The 17,153-nt window shown below is 34.0% G+C and carries 17 protein-coding genes; 12 read left to right on the top strand and 5 right to left on the bottom strand.

The annotated features are described in order from the left end of the window. From C8C84_RS01070 to C8C84_RS01045, 6 genes are all read left to right on the top strand, one after another. Complete coding sequence (locus C8C84_RS01070; protein WP_121311765.1) at window positions 1–1,152, top strand: formimidoylglutamase; 1,152 nt, start codon at window positions 1–3, stop codon at window positions 1,150–1,152. A gap of 270 nt (window positions 1,153–1,422) precedes the next feature. After that, on the top strand, window positions 1,423–2,841 hold the full coding sequence (gldK, locus tag C8C84_RS01065; RefSeq protein WP_121311764.1) for a gliding motility lipoprotein GldK: 1,419 nt from the start codon (window positions 1,423–1,425) through the stop codon (window positions 2,839–2,841). Between the two features lie 53 nt (window positions 2,842–2,894). After that, window positions 2,895–3,527: a gliding motility protein GldL gene (gene gldL, locus C8C84_RS01060; protein ID WP_121311763.1), complete on the top strand. Its 633-nt coding sequence runs from the start codon at window positions 2,895–2,897 to the stop codon at window positions 3,525–3,527. A 51-nt stretch (window positions 3,528–3,578) separates the two neighbouring features. Then, entirely contained in the window at window positions 3,579–5,123 is a 1,545-nt protein-coding gene (gldM, locus tag C8C84_RS01055) for a gliding motility protein GldM (protein ID WP_121311762.1), read from the top strand. 48 nt (window positions 5,124–5,171) lie between these two features. Further along, window positions 5,172–6,086, top strand: coding sequence for a gliding motility protein GldN (gene gldN / locus C8C84_RS01050; RefSeq protein ID WP_121311761.1), 915 nt, complete (start codon window positions 5,172–5,174; stop codon window positions 6,084–6,086). A 67-nt stretch (window positions 6,087–6,153) separates the two neighbouring features. Next, window positions 6,154–7,200 (top strand): FAD-binding oxidoreductase, encoded by a 1,047-nt coding sequence (locus C8C84_RS01045; RefSeq protein WP_121311760.1) that lies wholly within the window; start codon window positions 6,154–6,156, stop codon window positions 7,198–7,200. Between the two features lie 117 nt (window positions 7,201–7,317). Here the strand turns inward: C8C84_RS01045 and C8C84_RS01040 are convergent, their stop codons facing one another. Beyond that, window positions 7,318–7,701 carry a DUF983 domain-containing protein gene (locus C8C84_RS01040; RefSeq protein WP_121311759.1) on the bottom strand — a complete coding sequence of 128 codons (384 nt, stop codon included), beginning with the start codon at window positions 7,699–7,701 and terminating at the stop codon, window positions 7,318–7,320. Between the two features lie 101 nt (window positions 7,702–7,802). Between C8C84_RS01040 and C8C84_RS01035 the strand changes: the two genes are divergently transcribed. Beyond that, the gene (locus tag C8C84_RS01035; protein ID WP_121311758.1) at window positions 7,803–9,713 is read left to right on the top strand and encodes an ABC-F family ATP-binding cassette domain-containing protein; all 1,911 of its coding nucleotides are present in this window, start codon (window positions 7,803–7,805) and stop codon (window positions 9,711–9,713) included. A gap of 200 nt (window positions 9,714–9,913) precedes the next feature. Here C8C84_RS01035 and C8C84_RS01030 read toward each other — a convergent pair whose 3' ends face one another. Continuing rightward, window positions 9,914–10,882 carry an App1 family protein gene (locus C8C84_RS01030; protein WP_121311757.1) on the bottom strand — a complete coding sequence of 323 codons (969 nt, stop codon included), beginning with the start codon at window positions 10,880–10,882 and terminating at the stop codon, window positions 9,914–9,916. A gap of 65 nt (window positions 10,883–10,947) precedes the next feature. On the opposite strand from C8C84_RS01030, the gene C8C84_RS01025 reads away from it, so the two are divergent. Further along, window positions 10,948–11,817, top strand: a complete 870-nt coding sequence (locus C8C84_RS01025; protein ID WP_121311756.1) for a diacylglycerol kinase family protein — start codon at window positions 10,948–10,950, stop codon at window positions 11,815–11,817. Between the two features lie 5 nt (window positions 11,818–11,822). On the opposite strand, the gene C8C84_RS01020 is transcribed toward C8C84_RS01025, so the two are convergent. Then, window positions 11,823–12,968, bottom strand: a complete 1,146-nt coding sequence (locus C8C84_RS01020) for a peptidogalycan biosysnthesis protein (protein ID WP_121311755.1) — start codon at window positions 12,966–12,968, stop codon at window positions 11,823–11,825. A gap of 56 nt (window positions 12,969–13,024) precedes the next feature. Continuing rightward, entirely contained in the window at window positions 13,025–13,513 is a 489-nt protein-coding gene (locus C8C84_RS01015; RefSeq protein WP_121311754.1) for a DUF1761 domain-containing protein, read from the bottom strand. Between the two features lie 216 nt (window positions 13,514–13,729). Here C8C84_RS01015 and C8C84_RS01010 point away from each other — a divergent pair, with 216 nt between their 5' ends. After that, a complete protein-coding gene (locus C8C84_RS01010) occupies window positions 13,730–14,584 on the top strand; it encodes a Two component regulator three Y domain protein (RefSeq protein ID WP_121311753.1) in 855 nt (284 codons plus the stop codon). A 68-nt stretch (window positions 14,585–14,652) separates the two neighbouring features. Here C8C84_RS01010 and C8C84_RS01005 read toward each other — a convergent pair whose 3' ends face one another. After that, window positions 14,653–15,099, bottom strand: a complete 447-nt coding sequence (locus tag C8C84_RS01005) for a KTSC domain-containing protein (protein ID WP_121311752.1) — start codon at window positions 15,097–15,099, stop codon at window positions 14,653–14,655. Window positions 15,100–15,422: 323 nt separating this feature from the next. On the opposite strand from C8C84_RS01005, the gene C8C84_RS01000 reads away from it, so the two are divergent. The 3 genes from C8C84_RS01000 to C8C84_RS00995 all read left to right on the top strand — a co-directional run bounded on the left by C8C84_RS01000 (window position 15,423) and on the right by C8C84_RS00995 (window position 17,114). Next, entirely contained in the window at window positions 15,423–16,007 is a 585-nt protein-coding gene (locus C8C84_RS01000) for a zeta toxin family protein (RefSeq protein ID WP_121311751.1), read from the top strand. Beyond that, window positions 15,994–16,140, top strand: coding sequence for a hypothetical protein (locus C8C84_RS17095; protein ID WP_199717076.1), 147 nt, complete (start codon window positions 15,994–15,996; stop codon window positions 16,138–16,140). The genes C8C84_RS01000 and C8C84_RS17095 overlap by 14 nt, the downstream gene beginning before the upstream one ends. Before the next feature lie 278 nt (window positions 16,141–16,418). Further along, a complete protein-coding gene (locus C8C84_RS00995; RefSeq protein WP_121311750.1) occupies window positions 16,419–17,114 on the top strand; it encodes an IS1 family transposase in 696 nt (231 codons plus the stop codon). The last annotated feature ends 39 nt before the right edge of the window (window positions 17,115–17,153 follow it).

Below are 17,153 nucleotides of genomic sequence, written 5' to 3'. Positions count from 1 at the left end.
ATGGAATTCGATTTTCTGTCGCCGATCAATCAAGAGATGCTACAATTTATAAACGGATTGTCTTCTCAACACTTGGGAAGTAAAGTCGCATTTCATACTGAGAAAGATTTTCCGGATACTGATAAAGTAAAGATTGCTGTTATTGGTGTTTTAGAAAACCGCGGTGATTTAAAAGCTTTTGAAGAGGTTAAGCTGAATGCTATTCGGAAAGAATTGTACAGCTTGTTTCCGGGGAATTGGCAGAGTTCTATAGCTGATTTAGGGGATATACTTCCCGGAAATTCATTGGAAGACACTTTTTTTGCTTTACAGAAAGTTTGTGCCAAATTAATCCGAAAAGGTGTAATTCCCATCATTATTGGTGGAACTCAAGACCTGACTTATCCTTTGTACAGAGCTTACGACAGTTTAGAGCAGATGGTCAATTTGGTTTCTATAGACAGTAAGTTTGATATTGGTAAACAGGAAGAAGGAATCACTTCCAATTCTTATTTGTCAAAGATAATATTGGATGAGCCAAATAACCTTTTTAACTTCAGTAATATTGGCTATCAAACCTATTACAATTCACAGGAAGAAATTGATTTGATTGAAAAATTATATTTCGATGCTTACAGATTAGGAGAAATTTCAAATAACATAGCTCTATCTGAACCGGTTTTTAGAGATGCCGATATTGTTTGTGTAGATTTAAATTCTGTAAAGTCCTCAGATTCAGGAAATTTAATTAACTTTACTCCAAATGGATTTGACGGAAAAGAAATTTGTAGTCTGTCAAGATATGCCGGTATAAGCGATAAGGTTAGTTCTTTCGGACTGTTTAACCACAATAATAGTAAAGAGGAATCTGTGCTGATTGCTCAGATGATTTGGTATTTTATAGAAGGTGTAAATTATCGCTCTAATGAATATCCTTTTGGAACCAAAGAAAATTATCTGAAGTACATCGTTCCTTTGGAGAACGAAGAATTGGTTTTTTATAAAAGCAATAAAACAGATCGTTGGTGGATTGAAATAAACTTTTTTGCAGGGCAACACAATAAACTGAAAAAAAACTCGTTATTACCTTGTTCGCATGATGAGTATTTAGCTGCTTGCAATCATGAAATACCTGAAAGATGGTGGAAAGCACAAAGAAAAAACAGTATTTAGTAGAAAAACAAAATAGATTACAAAATAAAAGTGTACAAAAATATAGTTTATAACTTACAAAAAAACATAAAAAAGGTATTTTAACAGATAAAAAGTGCTTTTTATCGATAAAAAGTTTTTTTAATAACTTTTAAAATTCTATTTTTGAAAAGTCAAATTATACATAGGAGGCAAGCATAATAAAATTTAGTATTATTTAATTGCTTTTTTGAAAAATAATAAATAGGTTTACGCCCTTAAAAATAAAACATTCAAATAACCCCAATTTATATGAAGAAGGTCATTGTATTCGCATCAGTTTTAGCTTTATTAACGAGCTGTGGACGATCAAGCGACAAAGGTGAGTTAGTAGGAGTTAAAGGAAAGAAATGGCATCCTGAGAAGCCGTTTGGTATGACTTTGATTCCGGGTGGAGCATACATTATGGGTAAATCCGATGACGATTTAGCCAATGTACAAGACGCCCCAACTAAAACGGTAACTGTTAGAGCATTTTATATGGACGAAACAGAAATCACAAATAGCGAATACCGTCAGTTTGTGGAATGGGTAAAAGACTCTACAATTAGGGTTCGTTTGGCTATACTCGCAGATGAGGTAGGGCAAACTTCGGGATCAGGTGGAAAAGGAAAGGGTAAAACTGCCGGAAGTATTGGTGATTTTGCTTTCAATGACGCTGATCCTGCGAAAATGACGCCTTACGACAAGTATATGTATGAGAATTATTACAGTGTTGGGACTGACGATGATCCTTATGCGGGAAGAAGATTAAACAGAAAAGTTAAATTGATAAAAGATACTAGTAAATATCCTGATGAGTATTACTCAGAGGTTATGGATACTATGTATTTGCCGGTAGCAGAGTCTTTCAACGGTTTAAGGACTGTTGATGTTAAAAAATTAAAGTTCAGATATTCTTGGATGGATATTCAAGCGGCAGCAAAAGCTAAAGTAGGGAAAAGAAGTTCGTTTATTAGAACAGAACAACAAGAAGTTTATCCTGATACAACGGTTTGGATTAAAGATTTTGAGTATTCTTATAATGAGCCAATGCACAATGATTATTTCTGGCACCAAGCCTATGGAGAATATCCTGTAGTCGGTGTGTCTTGGAAACAAGCAAAAGCATTTTGTGCTTGGAGAACACTAAACAAAAACTCTTATATCAAATCTAAAAAGAAAAAGAATAGGACAGATTTGATCAATTCTTTCAGATTGCCTACTGAAGCAGAATGGGAATATGCAGCTAGAGGTGGTTTAGAATCTGCTACTTTTCCTTGGGGTGGTCCTTATGCTAAAAATGACAGAGGTTGTTTCTTGGCTAACTTTAAACCAAACAGAGGAGATTATGCAGCTGACCAGGCGTTATATACAGTAGAAGCAAAATCATACGAGCCAAACGGTTACAATTTATATAACATGGCAGGAAACGTTGCAGAATGGACAGACTCATCTTATGATGCAGCAGCCTATGAGTATGTTTCTTCCATGAATCCAACAGTACAAGATAACAAAAACATGCGAAAAGTGGTTCGCGGTGGATCTTGGAAAGATGTTGATTACTTCCTTGAGAATGGAACCAGGGATTTCGAATATGCTGACACAGCCAGAAGTTATATCGGCTTCAGAACAGTACAAGATTATATGGGAACTCAAGTGACCAAAAACGGAAAAGCACCTAGAAAGTAATTTCAAAACCAACTTAATTATATTTAACTTAACTAACTAAAATTTTTATTATTATGGCATTATTAAGCAAAAAAGCAATGAATTTCGCTTACGGGATGGGAGCGGCGGTTGTAATCATCGGAGCACTATTCAAAATACAACACTGGACCGGAGCAAGTGAAATGCTTATTATTGGACTTTCAGTTGAGGCATTAATCTTCGGTTTATCGGCTTTTGATCCGGTAGATAATGAATTAGATTGGTCATTGGTATATCCTGAATTAGCAGGAGGAGAAGCAAAAGAAAGAGGGAAAAAAGAAGATCCAAAGGATGCTCAAGGTTTATTGTCTCAAAAATTGGATAACATGTTGAAAGAAGCAAAAATTGATGGTCAATTAATGGAAAGCTTAGGAAACAGTATCAAAAATTTCGAAGGAGCTGCAAAAGCAATTTCTCCAACTGTTGATTCTGTTGCTTCAACTAAAAAATATGCTGAAGAAATGACTAAAGCAGCAACTCAATTAGAAACTTTGAATGGTTTGTACTTAGTACAATTACAAAGTGCTGAAAGAAACGCAAAAATCAACGACGAAGTTGCTGAAAACAACCTTAAATTAAAAGATCAAATGCAATCTTTAACATCTAACTTGTCTACATTGAACAATGTATACGGTGGTATGTTATCTGCTATGAGTAACAAAGGATAATTAGTTTTTGAACTATATTTTTATTAACAAAACAATAACTAATTAGAAAAAATGGCAGGAGGAAAACTAACCCCTAGACAGAAGATGATTAACCTAATGTATTTGGTTTTCATCGCGATGTTGGCATTAAACATGTCCAAAGAAGTATTGACTGCTTTTGGATTGATGAACGAAAAATTTGAAGGCGTAAATAAATTTTCTGAAGATTATAACAACAGTTTATTAGAATCTTTGGAACTGAAAGCAAGTGATGAGCCAAAACGTTATGGCGAGCCTTTTCAGGCCGCTAAAAAAGTGGAGGCTATTTCTAAAGAATTGTACACTTATTTAGGTACAATAAAAACCGATGTTTCTAAGGATTTCGAAAGAGAAGAAAACGGTAAATTACCTTACGAAGCAATGGATAAAGGTTCTTACATAGACGAAAATTGGTTTGAAGGAGATAGATATTCAAAAAAGGGTGATGAAATCATTGCAAAAATTGAAAAATACAAAAAAGACGTAATTGCCGCTTTAGGAAAAGATGTTAAATATCAACCGGTAATTGAAAACATCAAAACGAAATTTAATTTAGATAACGTAAAAGACAAAGAAGGTGTTTCGAAAAAATATCTGTCTTATCACTTTGAAGGTTTTCCAGCGATTGCTTCAATTGCTAAATTGACAAGTATGCAAAATGATGTAAAAGCTACTGAGCTTGATATTTACAATGCGATAATTGGTAATACAGTAACAAAAGCAGCTTCGTTAAAAAATTTCCAAGCAATGGTGATTTTAGAAAAAAATGTTTATTTTGAAGGAGAAACGGTAAAAGGTAAAGTTGTTTTAGGGAAATATGATGCTAATACTGTGCCAACAGATTTCGATGGTCCTGGTAAAATCGAAAACGGACAAGCTGTTATCTCGATGACTGCAGGTGGTGTTGGAGAAAAGACGATCAACGGTACGTTCTCATTTATGGAAGACGGAAAACCTTTGCCATTAAAATTCGAAGGAAAATATGTGGTAGTGCCTCGTCCAAAAACTGCAAATATATCAGCTGATAAAATGAATGTAGTATACAGAGGATTACCAAATCCAATGACAATTTCATTTGCAGGTATACCAGATAGTAATGTTTCTGCTTCTGCTGCCGGTTTAACAAAAGCAGGTGGGAATGGGAAGTATAATCTAAACCCTGGTTCTGGTACTGAAGTAACAGTTTCTGTAACAGCAAAAATGCCTGATGGTTCTTCTGCTTCGGATAAAAAAGTATTCAGAATCAAGAATATTCCTGCTCCTGCCGGTGCAATTGCTGGTCAGGTTGGAATTATCAAAGGTGCCAAATCACGTTTAGAAGTTTCTCAAATTAGCGCAGTATTGCAAGATTTCTTGTATGATTTGAATTTTGAAGTTACTCGTTTCAGTTTTAAAGTGCCAGGTCAAGCTGCTGTTATTGTTAGTGGAAACAGAGTTAATGCTCAATGTAAAGCTGCTTTGGCGAGAGCAACAAAAGGTGATCAAATTTCTATTTTTGATATCAAGTCGAAAATTGTTGGAAATGACGCAAGAATAGAGATTAAAACAGCTGCACCAGTTATTTACGAAATTCAATAATAATTTAAGTTGATAGAAACCTACTTAAATAACTTATATTATAATATTATGAAAATTAAAAATCTTTTATCAGTAGTTTTTGCAGTAGCAATTGGCGCTTCAACTTTTGCTCAGTCAAACTTGTTGAATTCCAAAACTCCGGATGAGATTGGAAAGAAAACGCCTGCTCAGTTAATTTCTGACAATGACAAACCATTGCCTTATGGTTATGTTCACGACAGAGACGTATTGATGGGTAAAACCATTTGGGAGTTTGTGGATGTGGATGAAAGAATTAATTTTCCTTTGTATTATCCTATCGATACTGCGTTTGTGGGTAAAGAGAGAAGGTCTTTATTTGATGTACTTGTTAAAAATATCAAGAACGGAAAAATAACAGAAGTTTATGTAGATGACTATTTCAATACAAAGAAAACTTTCAAAGATATGGAGTCTTCATTTACTTATGTTGACACGATTGAAGCTGGAAAAGACGAGATTAATAATTATTATGACGAATACAAATCAGGTGCTAAAGTATTAGATCCACAGTTTATCAATAAAAAAGAATTGGATGCCAGTTATATTTCTGGCTACAAGATAAAAGGATATTGGTATTTTGACAAACGTCAAGGTGAATTGAAATACAGATTATTGGCACTTTGTCCGGTAACTCCGGAGGCAAGAGATGCCGGAAATGACAATGCAGATGTTATTGATTTATTCTGGGTTTATTTCCCTGCTGTAAGAGACATATTGCATGATGCTAAAGCTTTCAATGATAAGAATTCAGCCATGCCTATTACCTTTGACCACTTATTGAATTCCCGTAGATTTAATGGGGTGATTTATAAAGAAGAAAATGTATACGGTGACAGAGAAATTCAACAATACATGAAAGAGAACTCTCAAATGCAACTTCTTGAATCGGAACGTATCAAAGAAAAGATTCGTAGTTTCGAGTCTGATATGTGGAATTACTAAGAAAAATTTCTAATTACAATATAAAAACTCTCATCTTTACGGTGAGAGTTTTTTTTAGTTTAACATTATGCTTGATTATATAATAGTTGGTTCAGGTTTGGCCGGAATTGCTTTTGCAGAAACCCTTTTGCAAAACAATAAATCTTTCGTGGTTTTTGACAACCATTCTCAAAACTCTTCTAAAATAGCCGGCGGCTTATACAATCCTGTAATTCTTAAAAGATTCAGTCAGGTTTGGAACGCTAATGAACAACTCAATTTAGCCGAAGTGTTTTATAAAAAAATAGAAACTAAACTAAATACACAAGTCGATTTTAAAATACCCATTTACAGAAAGTTTTTTTCAGTTGAAGAGCAAAATAATTGGTTCGCCGCTTCGGATAAACCCAATTTAGCGCCATTTCTCTCAACTGAAATAGTTCACAAAAAGTATACTGCTATCGATTCTCCTTTTGGCTATGGTCAAGTTTTGCATACAGGTTATGTTGATACAGAAGCATTGTTAAATCTTTATCATACTTATTTGAAAAGTCTGGCTTCATTTGTGGAAGAAGCTTTTGTTCACAGTGATTTGAATTTCTTTGAAGATTATTTAGTGTATCAAAATCTAAAAGCCAAACACATTGTATTTGCTGAAGGCTTTGGAATGCATGCTAACCCATTTTTTAAACATTTGCCACTCGATGGAACAAAAGGTGAATTATTCATCATTAAAGCGCCCGATTTGGATTTGGATGTCATTGTCAATACCAGTGTCTTTATTTTGCCTTTGGATAATAATCTTTTTAAAGTTGGTGCAACCTACAACTGGGAAGATAAAACTGATTTGCCAACAGCAGAAGGGAAACAAGAACTCATCGACAGAATCAAAGAAATTCTGACTTGTGATTTCGAAATTATAGATCATTTTGCAGGAGTTCGCCCAACGGTGAAAGACAGAAGACCGCTTTTAGGGTCGCATCATTTGCATCAAAATATCCATATTCTAAACGGACTCGGAACACGCGGTGTAATGCTCGCACCGGCTATGGCTTTAGATTTGTACGATTATATAGAGAACAGTAAGCCTTTGGATAAGACTACGGATATTAAAAGATATGGTTTAGCAAAGTAGTGTTTTGAATGATTGATTTCACACAAGACAAAACCTAATTAGCCCCGATGGCAGTGGCACGAAGTATAACGAACAGCGGGAATAGGGTTGCTCAAAAAATGCCCAAACCATTCGCTCCTACTTCTTAACCGCATTCTTATCAAAATGCACAAAAATATTGATGTAAATATTTCGAGCCAGCCTTGCTGTTATAGGCATCAACGCAATTAAAGCTACTATAATAGCAATAAATGAAGCAATTAAATCTAAACCAATAAATACTTTTGCAATGATAAAAGCGGCAACGCCGATGGCAACCGTTAGCGCATAACTTACATACATCGCACCATAAAAAAAGGAAGGTTCAATTTGATAATGCAATCCGCAATGGCTGCAATTCTCATGCATATTGTAAATATTTTTCAGATTGTACGGATTTGGGTCAACATACATGCTTTCTTCTTGACATTTCGGACAACTTCCTGTTAAAATGCTATTTAATTTGGATCCTTTTTTTAACATTTGCAAAAATTTTATTTTTATTAGTATAAACACTCTAGCTTCGGGTTTACAAAGGTACTTTTTAGAAATCTTTTAACCTGTAACTTTTGTAACAATTCATTATGTTAAACATACACAATTTATCGGTTTCGTTTGGTGGTACATATCTTTTTGAAGAGGTAACTTTTCGATTAGGTTCAGGTGATAGAGTAGGATTAGTGGGAAAAAACGGTGCCGGAAAATCGACCATGCTCAAAATTTTAGCCGGTGATTTCAAACCTGATAGCGGCCAAATTGCTACCGAGAAAGAAGTAAAGATGGGTTTTCTTCGTCAGGATATCGATTTTGAACAAGGAAGAACTGTATTAGAAGAAGCTTATGAAGCGTTTGTGGACATAAAAGTGGTGGAGAAAAAGTTGGAAAAAATCAACCATCTTTTGGTCACCAGAACCGATTATGAAAGTGAGGAATACGCCCAAATCATTGAAGATTTATCCGATTACACGCATCGTTTTGAATTGCTTGGCGGTTACAATTATGTAGGCGATACCGAAAAAATCCTTTTAGGCTTAGGTTTTAAAAGAGAAGATTTCGAAAATCAAACTGATACTTTTTCGGGCGGATGGCGCATGCGTATCGAATTGGCCAAATTGTTATTGCAATCTAACGACATTCTTCTACTAGATGAGCCGACGAATCACTTGGATATCGAAAGTATCATTTGGTTAGAAGGTTTTTTAAGAAATTTTCCGGGCGTAGTCGTAATCGTTTCGCACGATAAAATGTTTTTAGATAATGTAACTAACAGAACCATCGAGATTTCCCTTGGGAAAGCTTACGATTTCAACAAACCGTATTCTCAATATTTAGTATTGCGTGAAGAAATTAGGGAAAAGCAATTGGCTACCCAAAAAAATCAAGCCAAGAAAATTGAAGAAACCGAAAAACTAATCGAAAAATTCCGTGCCAAAGCTTCTAAAGCTTCGATGGCGCAATCGTTGATTAAAAAATTAGATAAAGTAGAACGTATTGAAGTCGATGAAGATGACAATTCAGTAATGAATATTTCGTTTCCGGTTTCCATGACACCGGGAAGAGTTGTGATTGAAGCCGAACATGTAACCAAAGCCTATGGCGATAAAGTGATTTTAAAAGACATTTCGCTTTTGGTGGAAAGAGGTAGTAAAATTGCTTTCGTTGGACAAAATGGTCAAGGAAAATCGACTTTCATCAAAGCCATTGTAAACGAATTCAAGTACCAAGGTTCGATAAAAATGGGACATAATGTGCAAGTTGGTTATTTTGCCCAAAATCAAGCCGAATATTTAGACGGAGAAATTACGTTGTTAGAAACCATGACCAATGCCGCAACGGATACCAATCGTTCGAAAGTGCGTGATATGTTGGGTTCATTTTTATTCCGTGGAGATGATGTTGAAAAGAAAGTTAAAGTGCTTTCCGGAGGCGAAAGAAACCGTTTGGCGTTGTGTAAACTATTATTGCAACCCATCAACGTGTTGCTGATGGATGAGCCAACGAACCACTTAGACATCAAATCGAAGAATGTTTTGAAAGCCGCATTGCAGAAATATGAGGGCACATTGCTGTTAGTTTCGCACGACAGGGATTTTCTTCAAGGCATGTCGAATTTGGTTTACGAATTCAAAGACCAAAAAATCAAAGAATATTTAGGTGATATCAACTATTTCTTAGAACAGCGTAACGCAGCCAACATGCGTGAAATTGAGAAAAAAGACGTAGTGGTGAATAACAATTCGAATAAAGAAAACAAAAGCTTGTCTTATGATGACCAAAAGAAAAGCAAATCGTTGCAAAATCGTCTAAGCAAAATAGAAAGTCAAATCAAACAACTCGAAATCGACATTCAAAATGATGACAAAGAATTGGCTTCCAATTATGACAAACACATCGAAAACGCAAATTTCTTCACGGCTTACAACAAAAAGAAAGCAGAATTAGACAAGCTACTCGAAGATTGGGAAATTGTGCAAGGCGAAATTGATTCGTTGTAAATTACGAATTGCGAATTTGGTAGCGGTTTCAGGCTTGACGTTCTGCTTTGTCATTTCGACCAAAGGGAGAAATCACATAAACCAAGGCTACTCCATGATTTTAAGTTATAAATAGGTCGTTGTTAGAGATTACGAAATGATGTTGTGAATAACATTATGTGATTTCTCCTTCGTCGAAATGACAAAAAATTTTAGTTTTTCTACGAAATCAAGCCTATGCTTTTAGAATGCGCAATGGCCTCTGAACTTTTCTTGAAGTAACACACTTTTACGTTTAGGCTTTCTAAATTTTTTAAAGCCAATACTGCTTTTTCTTTTTTAGAATTACCGGTTTGTCTGATGTAAACCGCTTTGACATTTACCGGGAAAATTTTGCAGATATTTTCATATAAATAGGGGTCGTGTTGCGAGTCATCACCCAAAAGCGTGTATTGCAAATTGGGATAAAATTCTAAAATGTGTTTGATTTTATCAAACTTATGGTTGTGATCGCCGCGTCCGGTTATGAATAAATCAGTTAAACTGGTTTTAATGTCTTTTAGTAACAATACCGCTTTGGGTAATTGATTGATTTCGGCAAATTGGGTAATAAATCGATACAAATTCCATTCACTACTCGAGACATAAAAAAAGGCATTTTTTTCGGTCTTGTCTTTTTTTCCTGCATTACTTAAGGCATGATAATGTTCAGCGACATCTTCAAAAACTTTTCGGTCATAAACATTTTTAAACAACAAAATGTATAATTTTTTTAACGGATTTCTGGTATGCGACACCAAAAAAGTATCGTCAATGTCTGATATAAATCCGTAATCTCCTTTATGAGGTTTTATAAAACTGGCGGTTTCTTGGATTTCTTCGTTATTATAAAAAATACTTACACTATAATTTATCCAACCAAAATCTGATTTTTCGGTAAGCGGAATGCAAAATTTAAAATAACCATCGTCCAATGTTTTGGTATGGATTTTTTCTCCGTTATGCTCGAGATAAACATCTGCATTGGCTTGTGTTTTAATCCGAAACATTTTGATTACTGAAGTGGCATTTTTAAAATTCTTCTTTTGAAAATCGTAATCTTCTTTAGAAGTAGGTTTAAAAACATGACCCATGACAATTAATTCTTGGTCATTGGCATATCCGCGATATAATTTCAGGATGGGCTTCATTAATTGTCTACATTTGAGTTTCGATTGACAAATTACAAATTATTTAGAGAATACCCTTTAGGGCCATGAAGAAGAAGTATATTTTAGTGATAAATCCAATTTCTGGAGATGTAGATAAAAGTGAGATTTTGAATAAAACTTTGGCTTTCGCCGAAGAGTTTCAGGTTGAGATTATAGTTTATGAAACGTCTGGTGAAAATGATGGCGAAGTCATAAAAACACTTTATAATTTGCACAAACCGGAACGTATTTTAATTGCAGGTGGCGATGGAACTATCAAAATGGTTGGCGAAGCTTTAGAAAAACAAGATGTAATTTTCGGAATTCTTCCGGCCGGTTCAGCCAATGGATTGGCAGTAGATTTGAATTTGCCTGCGACTATGGAAGAAAATCTTGCGGTGGCATTTCACAATCATTTTATGGAAATGGACATGATTTCTATAAACGGAAGAAAAAGTATTCATTTAAGCGATTTGGGTTTGAATGCCGAATTGGTGAGAAACTATGAAAACGGTTCAACACGCGGAAAGTTAGGTTACGCTTTACAAATAATTACGACTTTAACGGAACTGGAAGAGCCTTTTACGGCCAAAATTACAGCCAATCATCAAACAATAGAATGTACGGCAAGAATGATTGTAATAGCCAATTCTCAAAAATATGGAACCGGAGTTACCATAAATCCAAACGGTATAATGAATGATGGGAAATTTGAGATTGTCATTTTAAAAAATCTCGATTTAATGGTTTTCGGAAAAATAATTACGGGGAATATGCCCGTTGATTTAGAAGATGTTGAAATTATTTCTACTGATAAAGCCACTATTACTACAACTTCTCCGGTTAGTTTTCAAATTGATGGCGAATATATAGGCGAAGAAACCCATTTGGACATTAGAATTTTACCTTCTCAAATGAAAGTGGCTATTCCTTAAAATCTTTATTTAAAAGGATGACGCTGTTGCCAAGCCAAAGTAGGCTCTAATTGTGGGAATATTTTAGGCATTAATTTATTCACCCATTTATTAGTGTGATAAATAAAACCCGACATCAAAATAGGCTCGGCGCCAATAGAACTCTTGATTTCTAATGCGGTTCTTCCAAAGATAATTTTTTCAAATCGGTTTTCAATACCAAATTTGGTCATGTTGTACAGCATATTCAAATACAGCATTTTTTCCTTTTGGACTTGGTTGTCATAACCTAAGAAATAAGTTTCTAACACATTGCCATTCAAAAGCAGTGTGTGAAATCCAATTAATTCTTCGTTTAAAAAATAACCTACCAATTTAAATCGGTCACCACATTGTTTCTTAAAAGAGGAGAAATGATTTTTGGACAAGAAAAAAGTATTAAAGGGCGCATTTTTGGCAACATGATGATACAATTCGTAGATGCGTTTTTCGCTCTGAATTATTTCTTCCAATGACAATTCTTTAATCGTAATTCCTTCCGCTTTTTTATGGGAGCGTTTGTATTGATCTCGGTATTTTTTGGAAAAGGCGGCAATATAATCTTCATTGGTTTGCCAATTATTCTTCAGCTCAAAAATCATATTAGGTTGCGTGTTGAACTCGTATATATTTGAAAACTGGTGTTTTTTTAATTCGTCTGCACAATGTTGGTAGAAGTCTTTAAAGGAAACAATGTGTATTTTGATTTTTTGCTCTTTAAAGTATTTCGTGATGGCATTGGCACATTCTAATAGTAAATCGCCAATATCTTTAAAATCGATTTCTTTAGTGAACTCATAACCGTTTTGCCCGGTAATCATGTTGTTACCTAAGAATAAAACGTGAGAAGCAAAATTTTTAAAGACAAAATTCCGAGCATAAGTTTTGAAACACTGATCTCTTTCGCCAAACGATTCCAGTTGGTTCAAATTGAGATATTGTGCCAGCGCCACGCCAATAAGTACTGACTTTTCATAAATACCAATGTAAAAACACTGCATGTTTGTAGGTGCAGAATCTTCAAGCACTTTTAAATAATGGGTTTGCAAAAAAATATTCTCGTGAGCAACCTTGTCCCAGGAATCTGGGAGTTGAGTTGCAGAAGAGTAAATCTTAAATGAATGTGTGTCCAAAGTAAAAAAAATCGCTCCACAAATGTAGAGCGATTGGTTTATAATAAAATGTTAAACTATTTCCAGCCACAGATGATAGCGCCCATAATCGTCATCGATACAATCCAATAACCGGCATTTACCAGAATGTATTTCCATGATTTTTGTTCGAATAAACCGTTTATGGCAGTAATCGGCAAGGCTAAAAATAATCCCGACATAAAGCCGTGTAAAGCACCGTGTTTGAAAGTTCTGAATTCATTACCATAATCCGCTAAGAAAGCAGCGTAAGAGGGTTTTGCTGTAGTTACAAATTCTGGTCCGCCAATCATTCCTAGTGCACCAAGCTGATGAACTACCAAAGCCGGCATAAGAAAGGCCAACATTAAGGAATAAAAAATAGTCAAGCCGAAAACTTTTAACATGTTCGATTGTTTGGCTTTTTCTTCGGTCATTCCGGTTTCATTCATCCAAATGGTTCCGAATACTTTCGGGTTGTACCATACAAATCCAACTACAAGTGTAACTAGTGCTGAGACAAAAACTGCGTAAAAATTAAATGGCATAATGTTAGTTTTTAATTGGTTAGTGTTTCAAATGTATAAAATATTTTTTAATCTCATTTCCTCTGTAAGGAATTGTGATGGATTGTTAAATTTCAATAGTATTTGTAAGATAAGTATATTAAAATTAAAACATAAAGTGCATTTCATCGATTATATTTGTTTTTAAACGACAGTTCTTATAGTTTTACGTCGTCATTAACCTCAAATCTAAGTGATATGAAATCTATTTTTACTTGTTTAGCTGTGCTTTTGGTTTCAACCTCAGTATTCGCCGAAATATCTTCAACAGAAAAAAATGCTTTGATCAAATTATACAAAGCGACCAAAGGTTCACAATGGACCAACAAATGGGATTTAAAATCACCAACCACAACTTGGTACGGTGTTGAAATCAAAAACGATAAAGTTATAGGGATAAAATTAATGAACAATAACCTTGTAGGAGAGTTGCCAACAGAAATAGGTGATTTGACTTCCCTAGAAGTTTTAAATTTGTTCAGAAATGATATTTCTGGTGTTTTACCTGAATCTATAGGTAATTTAAAAAGTTTGACTAAATTGAATGTTGCTTTCAATAAAGTAACAGGTGCTTTGCCGGAAACATTAGGTAATGCTTCTCAATTGAAATCAATCGAAATGCATATGAACAGACTGACAGGTGTTTTGCCGGTAAATATTGGAACTTTAACAAATCTTGAAACGCTTTCTTTATTTAATAATGAAATCGAAGGTGCGATTCCAACTTCTTATTACCAGTTGAAATCTTTAAAAGTGTTGTTACTAAACAGTAATAAATTGACTGGGAAATTAGAGAAAGAAGTATCAAACCTTTCTTCTTTAGAAACCTTAAGTTTATTTGAAAACAAAATGGACGGACAAGTACCTTTCGATTTAGAAAAACTACACAACTTGAAAGAGATGAATATTTCTTACAATATGTTCAACGGTTTTGTTTCAAGAAATTTAGCTAAACTGGATACTTTAAATATGACGATGGTCAATGAGCAAGGTGTTGCTACTACTTTAAAAGTGAGTATAGATAAAAACTCAGCATTTGCTGCAGATGAATAAGATGTTTTGTGTTGGTTTATTAAGAAGAAAAAGGTCTCAACTTATTGTTTGAGACCTTTTTTTATGATTTATTCCGCAGCTACTAGTTTGGAAGTGCTTCGGTAAATGAATTCATTATAAATATGTCTTCGGGCAAAACGACTTGGTGATTCAGCGTTTACCATTTTAATGTAAATAGGTCTAAGAACACCAAAGTATTCAAAAGAATTGCCGTCTAAGAAAGTAATATACAAAACACTATTTTCATAATAAAAATCAGCAATGTTAGTGCTTGTAGTGATTCGTGTATACTCAGCTTTGTCTTTTTCCAAAGTTTCAGGGGCTATACTTACCAAGAAATGATAAGCCGCAATGATTTCTTTACTTTTTTCTTCTGCTGCCAGACGTTCAGCATCATCTGTAATAGCATCCGGATGTGAATCTTTCATGCTGTTTCTGTAAATGGTCTTTAACTCTTTAAGAGTTGCTGTCTTTGTAACACCAAGTAACGCTCTGTACTCGACAATTTTTTTCATGTTCATAAGAATACTTTTGATAAAAAAAGAAAGCCACTCTTTTCAGAATGGCTTCTCTTCGTAGCGGGAACAGGACTCGAACCTGTGACCTTCGGGTTATGAGTTGATTTCACAATCAAAAACCCCTCAAAAACAACCATTTTCCGCTCATCCGAAGAGTAAGTTCATTAAAACGTATGCAATTTAGTATGCAATCAGATTAATAAAATTATTCCTGTTTCAGTTGCAAAGATAGCATTTTTATTTTGATTTCTATTTTTGTATTATTTCGAATTGTAAAACGGGATTACTTATAAAAATTGAATTTGCTTATATTTGTTGTAATGAATAAAAACCTATACATAATTGCAGGCTGCAATGGAGCAGGAAAAACCACAGCTTCTTTTACTATTTTACCAGAAATATTAGACTGCAAAGAGTTTGTCAACGCAGATGAGATTGCAAAAGGGTTGTCTCCATTTCAACCTGAGAAGGTTTCATTTGAAGCAGGAAGAATAATGCTTCATAGAATCAATGAGCTTTTTGAGCTTAATCAAAACTTTGCTTTTGAAACAACTTTGGCAACAAAGAGTTATAAGTCAAAGGTAATTAAGGCGCAAAAACAAGGCTATACTGTTACGCTTCTTTTCTTTTGGTTGCAAAATGTTGAATTGGCTATCGAAAGGGTCAAAACAAGAGTTCAAGAAGGCGGTCATAATATTCCAACAGAGGTGATAAAGCGAAGATACCGAAATGGTATAATAAATTTATTTGATATATATTTGCCATTAGTTAACGAGGCTATGATTTTTGACAACTCAGAGGGAAAGCCTGTACTAATAGCAGAGAAAACCTTTGAAACAGAAATAGATGTTATTGAAAATGTTAAATTCGATAAACTAAAAAAATATTACTATGAAAACTTATAAAAGAACACCAACTCAGATTAAAATTTTGGAGGGAATGGATAAGGTTTACGAAAAGTTAATCGAATTCAAAAAGAAGATGAATAGTGATTTAGTTATTTTAAAAGACGATAAAATTGTTAGAATTAAACCATGATTTTTTTTAATATAAATTAATAGCTCTCAATTTGGGAGCTTTTTTATTTTTAGAGATAGCATTCTTTCAGTTAAAAAAATTAGCCCCAAAAATAAATTTTTAAAATTGCTTTAAGAATCACTAAACTTTTGGAGAAACGGTAATGTTCCAAAGTTAGTGATGAACCATTATCCATCGCTTAACAATTTGTAAATCAAAATACATACAAAAATTAATCCCGAAAAGGAGTGCACTATTGCACTCCTTTTTACATTTGAAAATGTCTTAAAACGAATAAAATGATTAAAAATGACACCTCTTGTTTCAGAATTAGTGATGCAGGAATTTGTCCTAATTGTAAATCAAAAAGTATCATTAAAAATGGCTTTGCTAAAAACCAAAAGCAGCAATACGTTTGCAAAAGCTGTGGCAAACGAAGTATTGATTTTTATTGTTATAATTCTTATCAAGTTAAAGATGAGACTATTATTAAATTCATAAAAGAAGGATTAGGAATTAGAAGCACAGCAAGAATATTGCAAATATCAACAACAACACTTTTGAAACGAATTGTTGCCATTGCAAGGCGAATTTCAAACCCAATAATTACAAGTGATAAAACATATGAAGTAGATGAAATGAGAAGTTTTATAACGAGAAAGGATAATTTGGTTTGGATTGTTTATGCGCTAGAACGAAAAACAAAAAGAGTTGTCAGTTTTTCAATAGGAAAAAGAACCAAACGCACATTGAAAAATGTCATTGATTTACTTTTGCTATCAAGACCTAAAGCGATTTATACGGATGGCTTAAGACAATATAAATCAATTATTGATTCAAAGATTCACAAGGTAAAAAGATTTGGAACTAACCGCATTGAAAGAAATAATCTCTCTTTAAGAACACACTTAAAAAGGTTGAACAGAAAGACAATTTGCTTCTCACGAAGTTTTAGTATTCTACTCTGTATTTTGAAAATTTACTTTTGGAGTTGATTATCAAAATGAGATTTATTGGTTTTCATACTTGCAATT

Origin of the sequence: Flavobacterium sp. 102 (genome assembly GCF_003634615.1) — a bacterium.
Classification (GTDB): Bacteria; Bacteroidota; Bacteroidia; order Flavobacteriales; family Flavobacteriaceae; genus Flavobacterium.
This window is presented reverse-complemented; position numbering and strand designations above follow the sequence as displayed.

What these genes read in the sequence shown, in the direction of transcription:
- C8C84_RS01070 (WP_121311765.1), top strand. Translation starts at nt 1, where the DNA reads ATGGAATTCGATTTTCTGTCGCCGATCAATCAAGAGATGCTACAATTT.
- gldK (WP_121311764.1), top strand. Translation starts at nt 1,423, where the DNA reads ATGAAGAAGGTCATTGTATTCGCATCAGTTTTAGCTTTATTAACGAGC.
- gldL (WP_121311763.1), top strand. Translation starts at nt 2,895, where the DNA reads ATGGCATTATTAAGCAAAAAAGCAATGAATTTCGCTTACGGGATGGGA.
- gldM (WP_121311762.1), top strand. Translation starts at nt 3,579, where the DNA reads ATGGCAGGAGGAAAACTAACCCCTAGACAGAAGATGATTAACCTAATG.
- gldN (WP_121311761.1), top strand. Translation starts at nt 5,172, where the DNA reads ATGAAAATTAAAAATCTTTTATCAGTAGTTTTTGCAGTAGCAATTGGC.
- C8C84_RS01045 (WP_121311760.1), top strand. Translation starts at nt 6,154, where the DNA reads ATGCTTGATTATATAATAGTTGGTTCAGGTTTGGCCGGAATTGCTTTT.
- C8C84_RS01040 (WP_121311759.1), bottom strand. Translation starts at nt 7,701, where the DNA reads ATGTTAAAAAAAGGATCCAAATTAAATAGCATTTTAACAGGAAGTTGT.
- C8C84_RS01035 (WP_121311758.1), top strand. Translation starts at nt 7,803, where the DNA reads ATGTTAAACATACACAATTTATCGGTTTCGTTTGGTGGTACATATCTT.
- C8C84_RS01030 (WP_121311757.1), bottom strand. Translation starts at nt 10,882, where the DNA reads ATGAAGCCCATCCTGAAATTATATCGCGGATATGCCAATGACCAAGAA.
- C8C84_RS01025 (WP_121311756.1), top strand. Translation starts at nt 10,948, where the DNA reads ATGAAGAAGAAGTATATTTTAGTGATAAATCCAATTTCTGGAGATGTA.
- C8C84_RS01015 (WP_121311754.1), bottom strand. Translation starts at nt 13,513, where the DNA reads ATGCCATTTAATTTTTACGCAGTTTTTGTCTCAGCACTAGTTACACTT.
- C8C84_RS01010 (WP_121311753.1), top strand. Translation starts at nt 13,730, where the DNA reads ATGAAATCTATTTTTACTTGTTTAGCTGTGCTTTTGGTTTCAACCTCA.
- C8C84_RS01005 (WP_121311752.1), bottom strand. Translation starts at nt 15,099, where the DNA reads ATGAAAAAAATTGTCGAGTACAGAGCGTTACTTGGTGTTACAAAGACA.
- C8C84_RS01000 (WP_121311751.1), top strand. Translation starts at nt 15,423, where the DNA reads ATGAATAAAAACCTATACATAATTGCAGGCTGCAATGGAGCAGGAAAA.
- C8C84_RS17095 (WP_199717076.1), top strand. Translation starts at nt 15,994, where the DNA reads ATGAAAACTTATAAAAGAACACCAACTCAGATTAAAATTTTGGAGGGA.
- C8C84_RS00995 (WP_121311750.1), top strand. Translation starts at nt 16,419, where the DNA reads ATGATTAAAAATGACACCTCTTGTTTCAGAATTAGTGATGCAGGAATT.